Source organism: Butyrivibrio sp. XPD2006 (genome assembly GCF_000420865.1).
Classification (GTDB): domain Bacteria; phylum Bacillota; class Clostridia; order Lachnospirales; family Lachnospiraceae; genus Butyrivibrio.
This window is the reverse complement of sequence record NZ_ATVT01000007.1, coordinates 90,515-107,925: the sequence shown is the minus strand read 5'-3', so window position 1 is coordinate 107,925 and position 17,411 is coordinate 90,515. Positions and strand designations below refer to the sequence as shown.

The following is a 17,411-nucleotide window of genomic DNA, read 5'->3' as shown; positions in this document are numbered from 1 at the left end:
TTTCGTTTAATTGCAATAATGTGTAGAAAAAGGCGATAAACCATGCTACAATAATTTGTGGAGTGAAATAGTTTTTATACAATATGCGGTGGACTTATCACTATTAAACGGAGGGAAACTTATGAAATGCCCATTTTGTGGGAAAGATGACACTAGAGTAATTGATTCAAGGCCTGCAGACGAGAACACTTCCATCAGACGCAGAAGGGTCTGCGATTCATGTGGTAAAAGGTTCACAACGTATGAGAAGGTCGAAACTATTCCGCTTATCGTTATTAAGAAGGGCGATGTAAGAGAACCTTATGACCGCGCCAAGATTGAAGCCGGCGTATTCAGAGCATGTCATAAGAGACCTGTAAGTGCAGAACAGATTACCAAGATTGTTGATGCTGTAGAGACAGAAGTATTCAACATGGAACAGAAGGAGATTCCGAGCCGTGCCATCGGTGAGATTGTCATGGACAAGATGAAGAACCTCGATCCTGTTGCTTATGTACGTTTTGCCTCAGTATACAGGGAGTTCAAGGATGTCAACACCTTCATGGACGAGCTCAAGACCGTCCTCAAGAAGGAAGCAGAGGGCACCATTACCGACACCACAGACAAAAACACACCGCTTCTCAAAGATCACTGATCCTATCGCCCCGGACATTTTCCGGGGCTTTTTTATTCCTTGACTTTTAGGGGGAGGGGCTTTATATTGTAGAATGTGATATGGCTAAGGGCCATATCTCGTAATTAAATATCGAGGAGGATTTAGACATGATGAGAAAAAGCTTTAGAAAGGTTAGCGTAAGCTTTTTGCTGATCGTGTTGACAACGCTGACTATTGCATTGAGCGGATGCTCAAGCGACAAGGCAGGAGATGATTCTTCTAAGATTACAATCGGAATACCTCAGGACATTGACAGTCTTGACCCCCACTATGCAACAGGGGCAGGAACTAAAGAGGTGCTTTTCAATGTGTTCGAAGGTTTGGTTAAACCTGACGAAAATGGTAATCTTAATCCTGCTGTAGCCAGCGAGTACACGATCTCAGATGACAACAAGACCTATACTTTCAAGCTGAGAGACGGAATCAAGTTCCATGACGGAAACGCAGTTACAGTAGAGGATATCAAATATTCTTTAGAGCGTAACATGGGCGTAGACGGCAGTGAGCCCCTGATCTCTTCTTTTTCCAAGATTGAAAGTGTGAATATTGTTGACGACAAGACAGTAGATGTTGTTTTGAACGAGGAGGATTCAGAGTTCCTTACTCAGCTCACAGTAGCTATCATTCCCGCTTCAAACACAGACCCTGCTACAAACTGCATTGGTACAGGACCATACAAGTATGTATCAAGCTCACCTCAGGAGAACTTTGTTGTTACAAGGTTTGATGATTACTGGGGAGATAAGGCATTTATCAAGGACGTAACATTCAAGATTGAGTCAAACTCAGATGCAGTTGTTATGGACCTTAAGGGCGGTTCAATCGATATGTATGCCCGTATTACAAGCACACAGGTTTCACAGCTGGATGACCAGTTTGAAATCTATGAGGGAACAATGAACCTTGTACAGGCTATGTACATCAACAATGCTGAGAAGCCTTTTGATGATGTAAGAGTTCGTCAGGCTCTGTGCTATGCAATCAACCCTCAGGAGATCATGGACTATGTATCTGATGGTGCCGGCACTGAGATCGGAAGTGCTATGTTCCCTTCATTTACCAAGTATTTCATGCCTGAGCTCAATGACACATACAATACAGATACAGCTAAGGCTAAAGAGCTTCTGGCTGAGGCCGGATATCCTGACGGATTTGAATTCACTATCACAGTTCCTTCAAACTACACACAGCATGTAGATACAGCACAGGTTATTTCAGAGGAACTTAAGGCTATCGGTGTTACAGCCAACATTCAGGAAGTTGAGTGGAATACATGGCTTTCAGATGTTTATTCAGACAGGAAGTATCAGGCAACAGTAGTCGGAGTTGATGCTTCAACACTTTCAGCATCATCACTTCTTGCAAGATATGCATCTGATGCAGGAAGAAACTTTGTAAACTTCAACAGCCCTGCATATGATGAGGCTTATGCAAACGCTCAGAGCACATCTGATGACGCTGCTAAGACCGAGTATTACAAGGAATGTGAGAAGATTCTTTCAGAGGAAGCAGCAAGTGTATATATTCAGGACCTTCCTGAGTTTGTTGCACTGAACAAGAAGTACACAGGATATGTATTCTATCCTCTTTATGTACAGGATATCAGCAAGATCAAACTTGCAGATCAGTAATACAGTAGTTTAAAAACTTAGATAGGCGAGGAACGCATATGAAATACATCATTAAAAAGCTTGGAATGATGATAGTTACCTTATTGGTGGTTTCTATATGTGTTTTCCTCGCCTTTAATGTTATTCCGGGAGATCCTGCCCTCAGAATGCTGGGTACGGAGGCATCACCGGAACTTGTAGAACAGACGAGACAGCAGATGGGACTTAATGATCCGCTGCTGGTCAGATACGGAAGATGGTTTATAGCTTTTATTCAGGGAGATTTCGGTACATCCTACAACTACAAGGTACCTGTAAAGGGCATGATCAGCAGTAAGATTCCAATCACACTGACCATGGCGATTATAGCGTTCCTTCTCACAATTTTGATATCAATTCCCCTGGGGATATTTACGGCTAAGCATGAAAATGGTGTTCTGGACAGGATAATCATTGTAATCAACCAGATCATCATGGCAATTCCGCCGTTCTTTTCCGGAATACTCATAACCTTTATCTTTGGTATGATATTCAGATTATTTACCCCCGGAGGCTTCGTTTCATATACAGCTGATTTTGGTAAATTCCTGCAATATCTCTTTTTCCCATCTCTTGCGATAGCACTTCCCAAGATTGCCATGACGGTCAAGATGTTAAGGGGCAGCCTTATCGATGAAGCCGGCAAGGACTATGCAAGAACAGCTTACAGCAGAGGAAACAAGACAGACGGAGTCTTGTACAGACACGTCCTTAAAAATGCCATGATACCGGTCATCACATTTCTTGGAATGGCTCTGGCGGACATGGTTGCAGGAAGTATTGTAATAGAGCAGGTATTCAGTATTCCGGGTATCAGCAGAATACTGCTTACAAGTATCAGTAACAGAGATTATCCCGTTGTAGAGGCGATAATCATGGGAATTGCCATAATTGTTTTACTGGTTAATTTCCTGGTAGATGTGATCTACCGCATTGTGGATCCAAGGATAGGTATGGAAGATGAGTAAGGCCGGACAGGATTTAAAAAGAAATATAAAAGACAATCCCTATCTGCTGTCAGGCGCCATAATCACCGGAATAATGGTGCTGGTTATCATAATCGGCGTTTTTTGGACGCCTTATGATCCTACGGCAATGAATTCTGCTGACAAGCTTCAGGGTATGTCCTTAAGGCACCCTATGGGCACTGACAACATGGGAAGAGATGTCCTAAGCCGTGTTATGTACGGTAGCAGGATCACGCTTCTTATAGCAATAGGAACAGTGGCCATCGGCTCTGTCGTTGGAACAATTATCGGTGCTCTGACAGGGTATTTCGGCGGAATGTTTGATGAGGTAACGATGAGGATCATTGATGCTCTTTTCGCCTTCCCCAGCATTCTTCTGGCACTGGTCATTGTCAGTGTGTTCGGAACAGGATGGGTACAGCTTCTGATATCTCTCGGAATAGCATTTGTTCCGAGCTATGCCAGAATTGTAAGAGGAGAGGTGCTCCGCTGCAGAAACATGGATTATGTTGAAAATGCCAGACTCCAAGGGGTTTCCAATCTTCGAATGATATTTGTCCATATCCTGCCTAATATCAAGGGAGTTATGGCTTCTTCAATAATGATAGGATTTAACAACGCAGTACTGGCTGAGGCAGGACTTAGCTATCTGGGAGTTGGATCACAGCCTCCGTATGCCAGCCTCGGCAAGATGCTATCTGATGCACAACAGTATATGTTTACTACACCCAGCTACGTTCTTTGTCCCGGTATTGTGATAGTTCTGATGGTTCTGGGATTTGCGTTTCTGGGAGAGGGAATCAGCAGATGGAAATAATTCTTGATGTAACCGATCTTCATATAGAATTTCATGATCATGAAGCACCTGAAGTTGCTGTGGAAGACTTTGATCTCATGCTGGGAAAAGGTGAGATCGTAGGTATTGTTGGTGAGTCCGGAAGCGGAAAGAGCATGAGTGCACTGGCAATTGCAGGTCTTCTTAACAGAAAGAGCCTGACAAAGAGTGGCAGGATCATGTTTGACGGCCATGACCTTCTGACTTGTGACAGAAAAATATTAAGGTCATATCAGGGAGATGAGATATCCATAATCTTCCAGGAGCCAATGACAAGTCTTAATCCTGTAAAGAGGATAGGATGGCAGGTGGAGGAGCCTCTTTATATCCACCACCCCGAAGTCACAAAGGCCGAGAGGAAGCAGCGTGCCATAGAAATGCTTAAGGCTGTCGGACTTGATAATGCTGAGGATGTATATTTTATGTATCCTCATGAGCTTTCGGGCGGTATGAGACAGAGGGTAATGATAGCTGCGGCCATGATTGGAAATCCCAAGATCCTGATAGCGGATGAACCCACAACAGCTCTGGATGTAACGGTACAGGCCCAGATAGTGGAACTGCTCAAGAAGCTCAATAAGGAGATGGGCACTTCCATCATATTCATTTCACACGACTTAAGCCTTGTGAACCAGATATGCCAGAGAGTCATAGTAATGCAGAAGGGCAATATCGTTGAATCCGGAAGGACTGTTGATGTATTTTCAAGGCCGAGGGATCCCTATACCAAGAAGCTTATAGCAGCAATTCCCAAGATCGATCTTAGCGAAGACAGGTAATTTTTATGGATAGAGATGAGGTTTTAAGAGTCAGTAATCTGAATGTCTTTTATAAGAACAGGAAGCGAAAGCTCTTTTCCAAAAAGAAAAAAATACAGGCTCTCTTTGATGTAAGCGTATCGATGGAAGAGGGAGAGGTTCTGGCAATAGCCGGAGAATCCGGAAGCGGTAAATCCACACTTGCCAGGGCTATTGTCGGCATCAACAAGGACTATACCGGCGAGATATGGCAGAAGTATGAGAGGCCGCAGATGGTCTTTCAGGACCCGTACAGCTCCCTTAATCCGGCCAAGAAGATAGGCTGGCTTTTGGAGGAACCCTTAAGAGTAGATAAGACCAGGGATTGGACCAAAGAAGAGATTGCAGAGCGGGTTAAGGAAGTTATGGAGGATATTGAGCTTCCCTTAAGTATGCTGGACAGATATCCGGCACAGCTCTCAGGCGGACAGAGACAGAGAGTCTGCATAGGTATAGCTCTTATGAGATCTCCCAAGCTCCTTATAGCGGATGAGCCGGTTTCTGCTCTTGATGTAACCATTCAGGCACAGATATTGGAACTGCTTGAGAATCTTCATAAGAAGCATGGTATTTCCATTATTTTCATATCCCATGACCTCAGAGTCGTCTACAAGATCAGCGATCATGTCATGATCATGAAAAACGGAAGAGTAGTGGAATACGGTGCCACCAAAGAGCTTTACAGAAAGCCTCAGGAAGAATATACCAAACAGCTGTTAAAAGCTGCTGGGATTGCATGATTTTTTATGTTAAAATGGGTTAAGTTTTTAGGGGACATATCCGAAATATAGACTGATAGGATATGATTGAACTTGATTAGAAGTTTGAAAGGAGGCGTATACTATGGCATTAAACAGTGTTAATTCATTTGTTTCCGGTTATAATGCATATAATATTCCCTCTGTCAAAGATAATCCCCAGATAGCACCACAGCCCGAGCTTAAGCAGCAGCCTTCTCCTCAGCAGCAACAGCAGGAGAGCAAGGGGCTTGATCTGACTGTAACACCTGCCAGAGAGAACGCATCCATCGAGAATGTGGCGATTTCCTTTGGCCAGTACGACAGTTCGTCTCTTGATTTCTACAGTGATATGGGACTTGCTTCAAGGGATATGAAACAGGCAATCTCAGGAATGCAGAAAGACCGCATTCTTCATGAATATCAGTACTTTGTAGGAGGCAAGGACCTCACAGGCAAGCCAAGCAACATAATAGCCGGAACAGAAGATGGTATCGTAATCAAACTTTGATAAACATGACAGTATGTATCCCCGTCACATATAAGTGGCGGGGATTTTTAAATTTTCAAAAAAGCTTCATCGTGGTAAAATGTAGGTTGGTATGTTAGGGGAAAAAATAAAAAAAGACAAACTCAATAAATATCACGCACTTGTTTCTGCGGCCTGCATTTTGGTCATGTATCTGGCTGTTCTTGTAGTGTGCCAGATTACGCCTTTTGGTGAAAAGACATTTCTCATGTTTGATCTCAAGCGCCAGTATGTGGATTACTATGCATATCTGCGCACGGTGTATTCGGGCAAAAACAGTGTGTTTTACTCTTTTAATGCAGCACTTGGCTCAGGCACTCTGGGCTTCTTTGCGTATTATCTGACAAGCCCGTTCCTATTGATATTATCCCTGTTTAACAGAAGTATAATGCCTCTCGGAATTACAGTTGTGATCGGTATCAAGCTTATGCTTGCTGCGGTTATAATGGATCTTTTCCTGCAGAGATTTATTGTGGATGTGACGGGTGTTTCACCCACAGCAACAGAAAATGCAACGGTCTATATCGGCGCTGTTTCCTGGGCTTTTTCCGGATTTCTTTTTGCCCACAGCATGAACATGATGTGGATGGATGTAGTTATGCTTCTTCCGCTCTATATTTGGAGTCTGGATCGCCTGTTTAGAGAAAACAAAAAGCTGCCCTTCATTGTCACATTGTTCCTGATGCTGATGCTCAACTATTACATCACTTATCAGGTGATTTTGTTCACTGTGTTCTGGACCATAGCCGATCTGATTGTACGTAAGGACAGGCATCCCTTTGCTCAGATAGCAAAGGCTGTGTTTTCGGCACTTATATCCGTTCTGCTTTCGGCTTTCGTAATGGTACCCACATTCCTTGAACTCATGGACAGCCCCAAGGATGTAACTCTTCTTGGAATGAAGCTTACAGGTAATAACCTCGGCCTGCTTGATATTTTTTCCAAGCTTCCGACATTTTCCTATGATTATATAGAGGCAAGGTTTGGATATCCTCAGATTTTCTGCGGCGTTTTGGCGCTGTTTATGATACTTTTGTTCTTTTTCTGCAAGGAGATTTCTCTGAGGCAGAAACTAGGGTATCTTGCGCTGTTTCTGGTCTTTGGAATATCCTTTAGCCGCGACATCATAAATCTTGTGTGGCATGCAGGAATGGAGCCGTCGGGACATCCTTACAGGCAGGCTTTTATGTGTGTGTTTCTCATGATAGTCTGTGGATGCAGCGCTCTGGCCAAATTGGACAAGGAACTGTCGGTTCTTAAGACGGTTATAGCCGGTGCAGTAATTCTGGGATTCCTTATTCTGCTCAGAAGAGGATATTACGACCATTTCTCTGATATCACATGGTATGCCAATCTGGCTCTGATAGCGGTTTATATGATCATCCTTTTGGGATTTGCAATGCTTTCCAAAAAACAGAAGAAGGTATCTGTATTGATCATTATTCTTATTGCGGTTAATATGGCAGACCTTTCTGCAAATGCAGCATATACTTATTATTGGCAGTCTATGAAGTGTGAGAACGCTGCTGAGTACAAAGCAACCATATCCAAGACTCAGGAGGCTGTTAAGTCTGTTAAGAGCAGCGAGGATAACACTGTTCTGTACAGAATGGAGAATTTAAATCCAAGACAGCAGAACGATGCATTTCAGTATGATTACAACGGTATCACTCAGTACAGCTCCGCAGGACTTGTTTATGTCAGGTACTTCCTTCAGAGACTGGGACTTAATGATGACGGACTTTATACTCATTACGGCCATGACAATACCGAGACTCTGGATTCACTTCTCGGAATCAAGTACATCATGACAGACGGTACATATCAGGTTCATCCGGGCTATGAGCTTACTTTTGACGGCGATGAGAAGGTTTACAAAAATCCATATGCCCTTTCGGCGGCTGTGTTTACAAACGGATTTAACTATTCGGATATCTGTGATATAGAGAACAACATTCCTGAGGCATCTATGGAACATGTACCTCAGAAGGATGCATTTTCTCTGCAGGAGGATATCTATGGAAGACTTCTGGGAAAAGAGGTATCTATTTTTAAACCTGCTGAGGTGGAACAGAGTGATATGTATATGGCTGACGACAAACCTCGTTACGACTACAAGGTCACAGCAGCCATGGACGGCGAACTGTACTTTTACCTGGACGGGCTTATTAATGCAGGAGAGAGTCTTTCTATACTTATAGGTGATGAGTTCCTTACCACGTATGGTAATGCTGCCTGTGTTAAGATATTAAACCTTGGCTATCACAAGGCCGGTGATGTGATCTCTATGACTGTTCAGGGAGAGGCGACGGATGACAACTTCGGAAGAGCTATATTTGTTACCGAAGATACCGGGGCCTTAGAGGCAGCATACAATGAGTTATCTGTCAGAAAATGTGATGTTAGGGTAAAGTCTTTCTGGAATGAAATGAATATAACTGTTCCGGAAGGTGCTGATGGCATTTTCCTTACAGTCCCTTACGAAACAGCATGGAAGATTACGGTTAACGGCAAGAAGACAGAGGCGATCGCAGTTTATGATTCTTTTACATACATTCCTCTTAATGGAATAACCGGTGAATGTCATATAAAGATGGACTACGTCTCAAAAGGACTTTTTGTCGGCATAATCCTGAGCGTTATCGGTGTTCTGCTTTTTGTATATGTAGTGATATCCGAGAAAAAGAGGGCTGAACTATGAGTAAGATAAAAGGCCTTCTTATAAGATTGCTTGTATTAGTTGCTTGTGCCGGTGCGCTTGTATTAATAGAGAAGATTGACAGCAAGCAGAAGAACCTCAACGATACGTATTTTATGTATGCAACAGTGGACGGACACAAGATACAGGTTCATGAACAGGATGGAAGTTACTATCTCTTTTTACCGGGCTACGTTTCGGAAAAAGACATTAAGCTTTCTGCGGAGGCTCAAAAACACGACATAAAAATAATGAAGTCTGGCGGTATTGCTACCGTCTATATCACCACCAATTCGGGAAACCTTGATAAGGTTCTTGCCAACAAGGATTATAAAGAATCCGGCAAGATAACAGTGGTCGATGAAAACGGCATACAAAACGTCAATCTTGGCCTTGATTATATCAAGGGAAGAGGCAACTATTCCTGGAATACCTGGGACAAGAAGCCCTTTAAGATAAAGCTCTCCAAAAATGCTTCAATACTTGGTATGGGAAGCGGCAAGGATTATGCTCTTATCGCCAATGCTTCCGATGCGACACTGATAAGAAATGATATTGCAAGAAAGCTTGAGGTTGCTGTGGGTATACCTTATGCCACCACTGGCAGATTTGCGGATCTTTATATAAACGGTGATTATATGGGCAACTACTACATGTGTGCAAGCATAGAGGTAGGAGAAGAACGTATAAATATCACCGATATTGAAAAAGACCAGTCCAAGGTCTTTTCCCGACTTAATCAGGAAGCATTTGAGGTTTATGAGACAAGGAATATGAAGGGTTGGAAGCTTCCGGAGGTTGTCTCGGATATCTCAGGCGGATACCTGGTGGAGAGAGAATTTGTCGACAGGTATAACCTGGAGTATGATGATTTCAATAATGGATTTGTTACTGACAATGATGAGCATTTCATAGTTCTTTCTCCAAAGTATTGTACAGCCGGTGAGATAAGCTATATTACACAGTTTTTCAATGAAGCTGAAAAAGAAATACTAAGCGCTTCACCATACGGGAGATACATAGATATTGAGTCTTTTGCTAAGAGATACATGGTAGAGGAGCTTATAAAGAACTATGACGGTGGAGTCAGCAGCGCGTATTATTATAAGGATAAAGACAGTGTTGATGAGAAACTCTATGCCGGTCCCGGATGGGATTTTGATATGAGCCTTGGCAACTATCTTGACTGGATGGAGTTTGCTGCGGATGATGCCACAGGAATTACTGAGCTTTATCTCTCGGAGCATAACAGCATTTATTATAAGAATATGCTGACCCATGAGGAGTTTAATGCACTTGTTCATGAGTTTTATAAGGACTATGCTCTGGATTATATGAATGAGCTGGTTGAGAGCGGAATTGATGAGTACCGCGACAGGCTTTCTGCTTCTGCTGAGATGGACAGTATAAGATGGGCTTACATGTATAAAGAGTGGGGGTATTCCACGGGCGATAGTATTCATTATGAAGAACTCAAAGATTTTATAAAAGAGAGAGTCGCCTTTTTGAGCGGAGAATGGCTTGAGTAATGTATTACAGAGTTGAAGACAAATACATTGTCTACGATGATCAAATTGCATATTTAAGAGAGCGCCTTAAGGATATCATGGAGAGGGACTCTCACAGCCAAAACGGAAGTTACCTGATCCGAAGCATCTACTTTGACGACATAAGGAATAGTGCACTGTATGAGATAGAGTCCGGAATTGACGACAGGACCAAGATCAGGATCAGGAGTTACAATGCAGATGACTCATTTATAAGGCTTGAGGAAAAGAGTAAAAAGAGCGGATTTACACACAAAGAATCTGCTATGATTTCGAAGGAAACTGTAATGGGCCTGATAGAAAATCCTTCACTGGCTCAGGCGCATCAAGCTTCCGGATATCTTTTGAAGGAGGATGGATTTCTTTTCCGCAAGGTCTATGCGAGCATGAATACAAGGCTGCTCCACCCTGTGAACATCGTGGAGTATGAGAGGGAGGCCTTTGTCGAGAAAAACGGAAACGTAAGGATAACCTTTGACAGGAACATCGGAGCGTCGACGGATGTCGGAAGCTTTTTTGATAAAAATATAAGAGCTGTTCCTACCATGGAGGCCGGAGCACATGTACTGGAAGTTAAGTACGATGAACTTTTGCCGGATTACATCAGAAAGATAGTAGATTTCGGCTCGCTGCAGAGATGTGCTTTTTCAAAGTACTATTATGCAAGACAGATTAAAGAAGGAAATGGAGATATATTATGAGTTTTCAGGATGCTATTAAAAAATCGGTAATGGAAGGTTTTGCTGCCAATGATATTCCGGTAAGCCAGATAATATCAATTCTTGCTGTTACATTTGTAATCGGACTGTATATTTACCTGATTTACAAGCTGGTGAACAGAACATCAATCTACAGTAAGAACTATCATATATCAATGGCGATGATATCTGTTATAACCGCAGGTATAATCATAGCGATGCAGTCCAGTATTGTTATATCTCTCGGTATGGTCGGTGCGCTTTCCATCGTTCGTTTCAGAACAGCAATCAAGGATACCATGGATCTTTTGTTCCTGTTCTGGTCAATAGGAGAGGGAATTATCTGCGGAGCCGGTCTCTTTGAACTGGCTATAGTCGTTGCGATCATGGTTACAATAGGCCTTTTGCTGCTTCAGTTTATTCCCACGAACAGAAAACCCTATGTACTTATTGTTAACAGCAGCGATACGGACGGAGAGGATGATATCATCAAGGCAGTTTCCGCACATTCCAAAGGCTATAAGGTCAAATCAAGAAACCTTAAGAAGACAGGGCTTGATATGATAATTGAAGTAAGAACAACTCAGGAAAAAGAGCTTTTAAAGAGCCTTAACAAGATTGAAAGTGTAGACAATACCTCACTCCTTACACAACAGGGAGAAATAAGGATCTGACCGGGACATAAGAAAACCACCTGCCGATGCAGGTGGTGTTTTTTTGGGAGGAGGGGTTGTCTAGTGGGGAACCAGACAACCCGTGTATGAAAAAAAGTATTGTTGGGGGTTCAGAAGTTGTTTCCTTCTGATGAGATTATAATAACGGGTAAATTTTGCCAAATTGTGTCAGAACTCTAAAAGAAATATAACGTATTATTAAAACAAAAATAAACGTATTTTCTTTTCATTTTATGGTATCTGAGATTGCAATAATGTTTCGTTTTGCCCATAAATAAGCCATTTTGGGTATGGTCTTTTTATTAACACTGAAATACTATTATGGTAGATGGGAGTATTATAATTTCGTTTCACAAGGTTTGCGGACACTTAGTTTCGCAAGAAGGAGGCAACATGAGTAGTGTTTCAGCAATTTCCGGTTACGGTAACTACTCAGCGTATTCCGTCATTTCAAATGGTGGTCAGTACACACAGGCTGCCCAGGGAGCATCAGAACTTGCTATTCAGGAAAAGACAGAAGCTCAGGTAAGAGGGCTTGAAGTAGGTAAAGAGAATCTTGAATCTGCAAAGTCTGCTCTTAATATTGAAGACGGAGCCATGGAAGGCATCACTGATTATCTTCAGAACATAAAGGAACTTTCAGTTAAGGCTTCGAACGGTACTTTATCTGACGATGATAAGAAGTCAATACAGTCGCAGATCAAGGAGTACCTTAAAGGTATAAATGACAGCGCTAACCAGGCTAAATACAATGAGAAGGATCTTTTAAACGGCACTACCGGTGATCTTAAGATCGCAACCGACAGCAACGGTTCACTCGTAAATGTATCAACTTACAACAGCACTACAAAAGCTCTTGGAATTGATGATTACGATGTGACCAAGGAAGACTTTGATATGAGCAGGATCGACGAAGCACTTGAAAAGGTTACTGCTAACAGAAGTAAGGCCGGTTCCGAAACTAACAGTGTTGAGCATGCACTGACATACAACTCACATGCAGCCATGGAACTCAACGGATATCAGATGGATAAGGAAGAGGACAACTCCATGAGAGCTGTAATCGAAGCCAAGCAAAAAGAGCTCATGGATACATATCAGAATACTCTTCTGGCTCAGAAGATGAAGAATGATGAGCAGCAAGCCATGAACATTTTTGCATGACCGTCTGACAAAATGGAAATCAAAAAAGTGTCCGCCCCGGAAAGACAAGTGTCTTTTGGGGCGGTTTTCTTGATTTATATTAATCAGTTGTAGCGATTTTATGGTCAAATACTTGACATAAAGTAATATAAATTCTACACTAAACAAGGCTTGCACGTTTCGTTTTTTGAAGCGTGTGTAATAGGAGATTTATCTTCAGTGCAATGACGTACGGGCAAGTATGTGATTGCATTTATTTTGTTATAATTTAGCGATTTAGCACGTTGAAGTTGCAACGCTTTGTGGGGATAAATATTTTATTGCCGTAACAATTATTTATTAACAGTTTGGAGATGCTATGAATACTAAGACATTAATGTACGTAGTAAAGAGAGTTCTGCTTGCAATCGTTACAGTTTGGGTAGTTATTACTGTTACCTTCTTCGTAATGCACGCAGTTCCTGGTGGCCCATTTATCGGCGAGAAGGCCGTAAGTGAGTCGGTTATGAAGGCTATGGAAGCCAAATACGGACTGGATAAACCACTTGGTGTCCAGTACCTTACATATCTTTCTGATGTTGTTACCAAGTTTGATTTTGGCCCATCACTCAAGCAGAAGGGTAGAAGTGTAAATGACATTATCTTTGATGGAATGAAGACATCAGCCAAGCTCGGTCTTATCGCTGCAGTAATTGCCCTTATAAGCGGCGTTATTCTGGGATCCGTTGCTGCTCTTCGCAGAAACAAGATAATCGACAGAATTATCATGATCATTACAACAGCATTCGTTTCAATGCCTTCATTTATTATGGGATCTCTTTTACTGATTGCATTTGCCATAAATCTTAAGTGGTTCCCGGCAAACGGAGCTTCCAAGAACGGACTTGTTCTTCCTGTTCTTACATTATCACTGTATCCTATGGCTTATATTACAAGGCTTACAAGATCTTCGATGCTTGAAGTTCTTGGACAGGATTACATCAGAACAGCCAAGGCTAAGGGTGTATCCGGAATGAAGATCATTTTCGGACATGCACTTAAGAATTCACTGATTCCGGTTATTACATATTTCGGACCTATGCTTGCAGGTATCGTAACAGGTTCCCTGGTTGTAGAGCAGATATTTGCAGTTCCCGGAATAGGAAGAGCTTTCGTAAACAGTATCACAGGTCGTGATTATCCGCTTATCATGGGCACTACGATCGTTCTTGCAACACTTATCGTAATCATGAACCTTGTAGGCGATATTATGTATAAGGTAGTTGACCCGAGAATTACACTCGAATAATTTCCGCAGAATATAGATTAGGAGAAATAGAAAATGGATATCAGCAAGTTAAGTGCACAGGTTAATATGGATGATTTCATCCCTGCAACCGATGAAGAAAAAGAATATATGGTGCAGATGCGTCCTTCATCTACATTCTTTAAGGACTCTGTAAAGAGACTTCTTAAGAATAAGGTTGCGACGGTTTGCTTCTTTATTATAGTAATAATAGCTCTGGCAGCTATATTTATCCCGATGTTCTGGCCGTATTCCTACGACAGCATGCTGGGTATGACCCCCGGTAAGCCAGTAGACAACAGCTTCAAGGACCTTCGTCCTTTTGAGTACGGTAAGTCAGAGCTTAAGAGGATTGAGGCCGGTGAGTCTGTTGTACCTCATATCTTTGGTACAGACTCTCAGGGTCGTGATTACTTTATCCGTGTTGTATACGGAACACGTATTTCACTGGCAGTTGGTTTCTTTGCCAGCCTTATCGTACTTATTATCGGTATGACTATCGGATCTGTAGCCGGTTATGCCGGAGGAGCCGTGGATCTGGTCATAATGCGAATAGTCGACATCATATATTCGCTGCCTGACATGCTGATGGTTATTCTTTTGTCATCAGTGCTCAAGGTGGTGATGGAAGGTGCTTTGGACGGAACAGTCCTGGCTAAGATCGGTTCCAACATCATAAGTTTGTTCATTGTCTTTGGTGTACTGTACTGGGTATCAATGGCAAGACTTATAAGAGGACAGATTTTATCACTGCGTGAGCAGGAATACGTACTTGCGGCTGAGGCTGCAGGCGCTAAGGGAAAGTGGATCATTTTAAAGCATCTTATTCCTAACTGCTTCTCAGTTATCATTATTTCAACAGCACTTCAGATCCCCAGTGCGATCTTTACCGAGAGTTACCTTTCATTCCTGGGACTTGGTGTAAATGCGCCTATGCCTTCACTTGGCTCACTTGCTTCTGATGCGCTCAACGGAATTTCATCTTATCCATACAGACTGATCATTCCGGCAATTGTTATTTCACTGATCGTTCTTTCACTGAACCTTTTCGGTGACGGACTTCGCGACGCATTTGATCCTAAGCTTGATACTTGATTCGGAGGCAATATAAAAATGAGATTATTAGAAGTAAGAGATCTGCATACCTCATTCTTCACAGATGCCGGTGAGGTAAAGGCAGTTAACGGTATATCTTTTAACCTGGACAGGGGTAAGGTACTTGGCATCGTTGGAGAGTCCGGAAGTGGTAAGTCAGTAACCGCATATTCAATCATGCAGATTCTGGCAGGAACAGGTAAGATCGTATCAGGATCTATCAAGCTTGACGGACAGGAGCTTGTAGGCGCCGGTGAAAAAGTTATGAAGACGGTTCGCGGAAATAAGGTTTCCATTATTTTCCAGGATCCCATGACATCACTTAATCCTACTTATACAATTGGACATCAGCTGATGGAGGCAATTCTCCTCCATACAGACAGAAATAAAGAGCAGGCCAGAGAAAGAGCTATTGAGATGCTCAGGCTCGTAAACGTAAACGAACCTGAAAAGAGAATGAATCAGTATCCACATGAGTTCTCAGGCGGAATGAGACAGCGTGTTATGATCGCCATGGCTCTTGCCTGTGAACCGGATATCCTCATTGCTGATGAGCCTACAACAGCGCTTGATGTTACTATTCAGGCTCAGATCCTTGACCTTATGAAGTCACTTCAGGAAGAGCTTGGAATGGCCATCATCATGATAACTCATGACCTTGGAGTAGTAGCTCAGATGTGTGACGAGGTTATTGTAATGTACGCAGGTTCTATCTGCGAGCAGGGAACTGCTGATGAGATTTTCTACAATCCATGTCACGAATACACAAAGGGACTTCTTCGTTCAATTCCTACAGAGGGTAATGACGGTCAGAAGCTTGAACCTATCACAGGTACACCTATTGACCTCCTCAATATGCCCAAGGGATGTCCTTTTGCACCCAGATGTGATAATGCCATGAAGATCTGCCTTCGCGAGAGAGCAGAGCGTATGCAGATTAATGACGATCATGCGGCAGGCTGCTGGATGAATGTTAAAAAGCAGATGGAAGGCGGTGAAAAAGCATGAGCGAGAACAAAAATCTTGTTGAGATAAAGCACCTTAAAGAATACTTCAATGTAAACGTTGGATTTTTCAAGAGTAAGCCACTTAAGGCTGTTGACGATGTGTCTTTTACAATTAAGAAAGGTGAGACACTGGGCCTTGTCGGAGAGTCAGGCTGTGGTAAGACTACAGTTGGACGTACCATCCTTAATCTCTATAAGCCCACAGCCGGTGAAATCTGGTACGACGGCAAGCTTATCAAGACCAAAGAGGACATCAACGAGTTCAGAAAGAAAGCCACAATGGTTTTCCAGGATCCATATTCATCACTGAACCCCAGAATGACTGTATCCGATATTATCGGAGAGCCTTTGGATGTACATAATCTTTGCAGCTCCAAGGAGGAGAGAAGAGAGAGAATCCTTGAGCTTATGAATTATGTAGGACTCAACTCAGAGCATGCTTCAAGATATGCTCACGAGTTCTCCGGCGGACAGAGACAGAGAATCGGTATTGCAAGAGCTCTTGCTGTTAATCCTGAATTCATTGTCTGCGATGAGCCTGTATCAGCTCTGGATGTTTCAATCCAGGCTCAGGTTATCAACATGTTTGACGAACTCCAGGATAAGCTTGGACTTACATATCTGTTTATTGCGCATGACCTTCTGGTTGTAAGACATATCAGTGACAGAATCGCAGTTATGTACCTTGGCAAGATGGTTGAGCTTGCTGATGCAAATGAGATCTATGACAATCCTCTGCATCCTTACAGCAAGTCACTTATATCATCAGTTCCGATTCCGGATCCCAAGATTGCAAGGGCCAATAAGCGTATTGTCCTTTCAGGAGATATACCAAGCCCTCTCAATGCACCTTCAGGATGTCCTTTCAGAACCAGATGTCCTTATGCTGATGAGCAGTGTGCAGCTACAATGCCTGAGTTTAAAGAGGTTAGCTCCGGACATTTTGTTGCTTGTCACCATATTGAAGATGTTTCAAAGATCTAGAACAAGATTGTGCTAAATTAAATTTTATTTCAAGAAGTGCAGAATATATGTTAAAATGGTAAAGAATATGGTAATAACCGTATTTTTTATAAAAACTCATTCATAATAAG

16 protein-coding genes are annotated in these 17,411 nt (G+C 42.5%); all 16 read left to right on the top strand.

The features are described from left to right. Positions 1 to 121: 121 nt before the first annotated feature. The 16 genes from nrdR (at position 122) to G590_RS0109650 (ending at position 17,301) form a co-directional block, all read left to right on the top strand. Complete coding sequence (gene nrdR, locus G590_RS0109725; protein ID WP_022765473.1) at positions 122 to 634, top strand: transcriptional regulator NrdR; 513 nt, start codon at positions 122 to 124, stop codon at positions 632 to 634. 128 nt (positions 635 to 762) lie between these two features. Then, positions 763 to 2,286, top strand: coding sequence for an ABC transporter substrate-binding protein (locus tag G590_RS0109720; protein ID WP_022765472.1), 1,524 nt, complete (start codon positions 763 to 765; stop codon positions 2,284 to 2,286). A 38-nt stretch (positions 2,287 to 2,324) separates the two neighbouring features. Beyond that, on the top strand, positions 2,325 to 3,272 hold the full coding sequence (locus tag G590_RS0109715; RefSeq protein ID WP_022765471.1) for an ABC transporter permease: 948 nt from the start codon (positions 2,325 to 2,327) through the stop codon (positions 3,270 to 3,272). Then, entirely contained in the window at positions 3,265 to 4,089 is an 825-nt protein-coding gene (locus tag G590_RS0109710) for an ABC transporter permease (protein WP_022765470.1), read from the top strand. Before G590_RS0109715 ends, G590_RS0109710 begins: the two co-directional genes overlap by 8 nt. Beyond that, positions 4,080 to 4,886: an ABC transporter ATP-binding protein gene (locus tag G590_RS19065; RefSeq protein WP_035763036.1), complete on the top strand. Its 807-nt coding sequence runs from the start codon at positions 4,080 to 4,082 to the stop codon at positions 4,884 to 4,886. The genes G590_RS0109710 and G590_RS19065 overlap by 10 nt, the downstream gene beginning before the upstream one ends. Positions 4,887 to 4,891: 5 nt before the next feature. Continuing rightward, a complete protein-coding gene (locus tag G590_RS0109700; RefSeq protein WP_026494061.1) occupies positions 4,892 to 5,644 on the top strand; it encodes an ABC transporter ATP-binding protein in 753 nt (250 codons plus the stop codon). 103 nt (positions 5,645 to 5,747) lie between these two features. Continuing rightward, entirely contained in the window at positions 5,748 to 6,152 is a 405-nt protein-coding gene (locus G590_RS0109695) for a hypothetical protein (protein ID WP_022765469.1), read from the top strand. 91 nt (positions 6,153 to 6,243) lie between these two features. Beyond that, positions 6,244 to 8,871 (top strand): YfhO family protein, encoded by a 2,628-nt coding sequence (locus tag G590_RS0109690; RefSeq protein ID WP_022765468.1) that lies wholly within the window; start codon positions 6,244 to 6,246, stop codon positions 8,869 to 8,871. Continuing rightward, entirely contained in the window at positions 8,868 to 10,397 is a 1,530-nt protein-coding gene (locus tag G590_RS0109685) for a CotH kinase family protein (RefSeq protein WP_022765467.1), read from the top strand. The genes G590_RS0109690 and G590_RS0109685 overlap by 4 nt, the downstream gene beginning before the upstream one ends. Beyond that, complete coding sequence (locus G590_RS0109680) at positions 10,397 to 11,116, top strand: polyphosphate polymerase domain-containing protein (RefSeq protein WP_022765466.1); 720 nt, start codon at positions 10,397 to 10,399, stop codon at positions 11,114 to 11,116. Before G590_RS0109685 ends, G590_RS0109680 begins: the two co-directional genes overlap by 1 nt. Beyond that, entirely contained in the window at positions 11,113 to 11,787 is a 675-nt protein-coding gene (locus G590_RS0109675; RefSeq protein WP_022765465.1) for a DUF4956 domain-containing protein, read from the top strand. Before G590_RS0109680 ends, G590_RS0109675 begins: the two co-directional genes overlap by 4 nt. A gap of 393 nt (positions 11,788 to 12,180) precedes the next feature. Further along, positions 12,181 to 12,951, top strand: coding sequence for a flagellin (locus G590_RS0109670; protein ID WP_022765464.1), 771 nt, complete (start codon positions 12,181 to 12,183; stop codon positions 12,949 to 12,951). A 337-nt stretch (positions 12,952 to 13,288) separates the two neighbouring features. Beyond that, positions 13,289 to 14,218 carry an ABC transporter permease gene (locus G590_RS21340; RefSeq protein WP_022765463.1) on the top strand — a complete coding sequence of 310 codons (930 nt, stop codon included), beginning with the start codon at positions 13,289 to 13,291 and terminating at the stop codon, positions 14,216 to 14,218. 33 nt (positions 14,219 to 14,251) lie between these two features. Next, entirely contained in the window at positions 14,252 to 15,310 is a 1,059-nt protein-coding gene (locus tag G590_RS21335; RefSeq protein ID WP_022765462.1) for an ABC transporter permease, read from the top strand. An 18-nt stretch (positions 15,311 to 15,328) separates the two neighbouring features. Next, complete coding sequence (locus G590_RS0109655; protein ID WP_022765461.1) at positions 15,329 to 16,318, top strand: ABC transporter ATP-binding protein; 990 nt, start codon at positions 15,329 to 15,331, stop codon at positions 16,316 to 16,318. Continuing rightward, the gene (locus G590_RS0109650; RefSeq protein WP_022765460.1) at positions 16,315 to 17,301 is read left to right on the top strand and encodes an ABC transporter ATP-binding protein; all 987 of its coding nucleotides are present in this window, start codon (positions 16,315 to 16,317) and stop codon (positions 17,299 to 17,301) included. The genes G590_RS0109655 and G590_RS0109650 overlap by 4 nt, the downstream gene beginning before the upstream one ends. Positions 17,302 to 17,411: the final 110 nt, after the last annotated feature.